This window comes from Protofrankia sp. CiP1_Cm_nod3 (assembly GCF_982290655.1).
In genome coordinates, this window is the sequence record NZ_CEVIVD010000060.1 from 23805 (window position 1) to 26765 (window position 2961).

Genomic DNA, 2961 nt, shown 5'->3' on the forward strand with positions numbered 1-2961 from the left:
CGAGGAAGGGCTGCCCGGCCACGGGTTCCGACTGCCGCCCGTCGACCCCGACCGGGATGTCCCCTTCCAGGGTGATCCGGTACAGCACGCGGTCGAAGTCGAGGTGGCCCAGGTCGGACGGGCCCAGATGCGCGGTCGCCCGGTTGTCCCAGAAAGCGACGTCACCCGGGCTCCAGCGGAACCGCACCGTGTACTCGGGCCGGGCGATCTGCTCGTAGAAGAGCTCGAGAATCCGGTGGCTCTGCCGCGGGGAGAACCCGATGATCTCGTTCTCCCCGGAGGTGAAGCTCGGGCTGACGAAAAGCGCCCGCTCACCCGTTTCCGGGTGCACCCGGACCACCGGGTGCACCGCCACCAGCGGATTCGACGCGATCTTCTCCCCGTAGGGGGTCCCGGCCAGCAGGCGGGGGCTGAAGCTGTGCTTGGCCCGTAGCCCGTCGGCGAGCCTGCGCAGTTCTTCCGGAAGGCCCTCGTAAGCCGCGACCAGATTCGTCCAGGCGGTGTCACCGCCGTACGGGGGGACAATGTCGGCGCGCAGGATCGACCCGGCCGGCGGGTTCACCAGCGCCGTGACATCGGTGTGCCAGCCGTTGTCATAGGTGACCTTCCGCTTGCCGAACTTCTTCTCGTAACGGCGGCTGTCGATCGGCAGGATCTGCGGGAAGCCCTCGGGCGGGGCGTCCTCGTGCGGATGGGCGGGAGTGATCTTACCGAACCTGGCGCCGAAGGCGATCTGCTCGGCGTGGCCGATGGACTGGTCGCGGAAGAACACGACCTTCCAGCGCAGCAGGGCGGAACGGATCTCGGCGATCGTGGCGTCGTCGGGCCGCTGGCTCAGGTCGACGCCGTGAATCTCGGCTCCGGTGTGCCCGGAAAGCGGCCGGACGTCGATACCCAGCCGCTGGACGGTACTTGTCATCGCTGCGTGCTCCAGACTGGTTGGCGGAAAGAACAGCCGGCCACCGGCATACAGCTGGGATACGAGTGGCACAGCAAACGGCGGCGGCAGCCCGCGGCGGGCCCTGAATCACTCGGAAGAACGCCACGGAACCACGGCCCCGACGCCTACGAAAGAATCAGGGCCAGCACGTCGCGTAATGCGGGAGAACAGCGACGGGCGACACGGTCAGCACACCCGGGCAATGCGCACCGGCACGATGCGCACGCCGGCGGCGTACATTCATGAGATGTACGCCGGGACGCGGTGTACCCGATGTCGCTCATGTTTCGATAATCATGCCGCCGGCCAGCCGGGTCAATGTTTACCGTTCGAGTGAAAATAACTCAGCCGGGCAGCCGTCCGGCTCCCGCTCCGGCTCCGGCCCGGGCCGGGGCCGGGGCCGGGGCCGGGCACAGGCTGCGTGGGCTGCGGTGGACGGCGTCCAGCACGGTCGCGCTCGCCGCGACGGCAAGGGTGCGCGGGCCGAAACGGGTGGGCAGCACGGTGCGTTCGGGGCTGGCGCACACCCGTGAGTGCGCCGCGATCTGCTCGTACAGGTCGGGCAGCAGGTCCGGCAGGAAGATCGCGACAGCCTCGGTGAGTACCAGCACCTCCGGATCGATCATGTCCAGCAGCAGGGCCACCAGCCGGCCGATGACGCGCAGCCGCTCCCGGAAGAGCGCCAGTACGCGCTGGTTGCCACGGCGGGCCGCGTCCAGCAGAAGACACAGGTCGGGCTTCTCGATCATCCCTTCCCGGACCGCCCGCTCCAGCAGGACCCGTTCCGAAATGGCGGCCTGCACACAGCCGGACCGCCCGCAGGGGCAGCGCACCGAACTGTCCGCCAGCGGCAGGTGGGCGACGTCCCCGGCGCCGGCGTGCGGGCCCCAGTGCACCTCGCCGCCAGTGGCGATCGCCGCGTCGACGACGTTCCCGACGAACAGGTGCACCAGGCTGCGCCGGGCCCGCGGATCCCCGAACATGATCTCCGCCTGCGCCAGCGCACGGGCATGGCCGTCCACATGGACGGGCAGGCCGGTCGTCTCGGCGAGCACCTGGCGGACCGGCACGTCACGCCACCCCAGCAGCCCGTGCTCGACGATGACCCCACGCTGCGGGTCCACCCATCCGCCGGTGACCACCCCCAGCCCGAGCAGCCGGGTGCCCCGGGCGTGCCGTGCCACGAAGCCGGGAAGATACTGGCTGATCTGCCGCAGCACCTCGTGCGCGTCGCCCTGGTGCGGCACGCTCTCGTGGGCCACCACCTGGCCGCGCAGGTCCACCAGGCCGAAGGTGATGCTGGGGACGGCGATGTGCACCCCGCAGGCGAGGTGACGCTGGGTGTCGATGTCCAGGGGGACGAACGGCCGGCCGGCGCGCGGCGGGCTGGACAGCGCCGGCAGCTCGCGCAGCAGCCCGAGGGAGATCAGGTCAGCGGTCTGCCGCGACACCACGGCCGGGCTCAGCCCGGTCGCGCGGCCGATGAGGGTACGCGCCACCGGCCCGTGATCCAACACGGCGCGCAGCACCACCGCGGCGGTGCCGGTCGGGTCCGGGCGGACCGCGGTCATGGACGACGCCAGGGACTGGTTGCGTGCCGGCATGGCTGACCTCCTCGCGGCTGCGGTGCTGCATGCGGACTCGGCAGGGCCGCGGATGCGCGGACGTCGTCACGGCCCACGTGGTGGGCGGACACACGGACCCACGTCGCCCGTCCCGCAAATGATCAATCTGATGGGGCCCGAGGCCCTGGTCAGGGCTGACACCCCTCTCGATGCCGCCTGCCAGCAGGGAAACAGCGGAGCCCGGGATGAAGAAGGAGTACATGTATCCGGACGGCCTGGGCACGCTGGGAATCCAGCGGCGGCATCAGGCGGATGGACAGAGCGCGCTCGCCACGCGACGGAGGTCGACGTGCGCGCGGCAGACCAGATAGGTATGCCGGCTCATACCCTCGACGCTAGGCAACACCCGAATGGTTGTCAACCAGGCCGATGGGGAACACCCGCCCCATCCCCATC

At 70.3% G+C, this 2961-nt stretch carries 2 protein-coding genes; both read right to left on the reverse strand.

Annotated elements, in window-relative coordinates; all coding sequences use genetic code 11:
• A partial coding sequence (locus AC5LUJ_RS13475) for a TauD/TfdA dioxygenase family protein (protein WP_493465029.1) occupies positions 1-919 on the reverse strand: 919 nt, incomplete at its 3' end.
• Between the two features lie 365 nt (positions 920-1284).
• A complete protein-coding gene (locus AC5LUJ_RS13480; RefSeq protein ID WP_493465030.1) occupies positions 1285-2544 on the reverse strand; it encodes an ROK family protein in 1260 nt (419 codons plus the stop codon).
• Between the last annotated feature and the right edge of the window lie 417 nt (positions 2545-2961).

Excerpts from the sequence above, each read along its gene's own strand:
- AC5LUJ_RS13480 (WP_493465030.1), bottom strand. The coding sequence starts at position 2,544 with ATGCCGGCACGCAACCAGTCCCTGGCGTCGTCCATGACCGCGGTCCGC.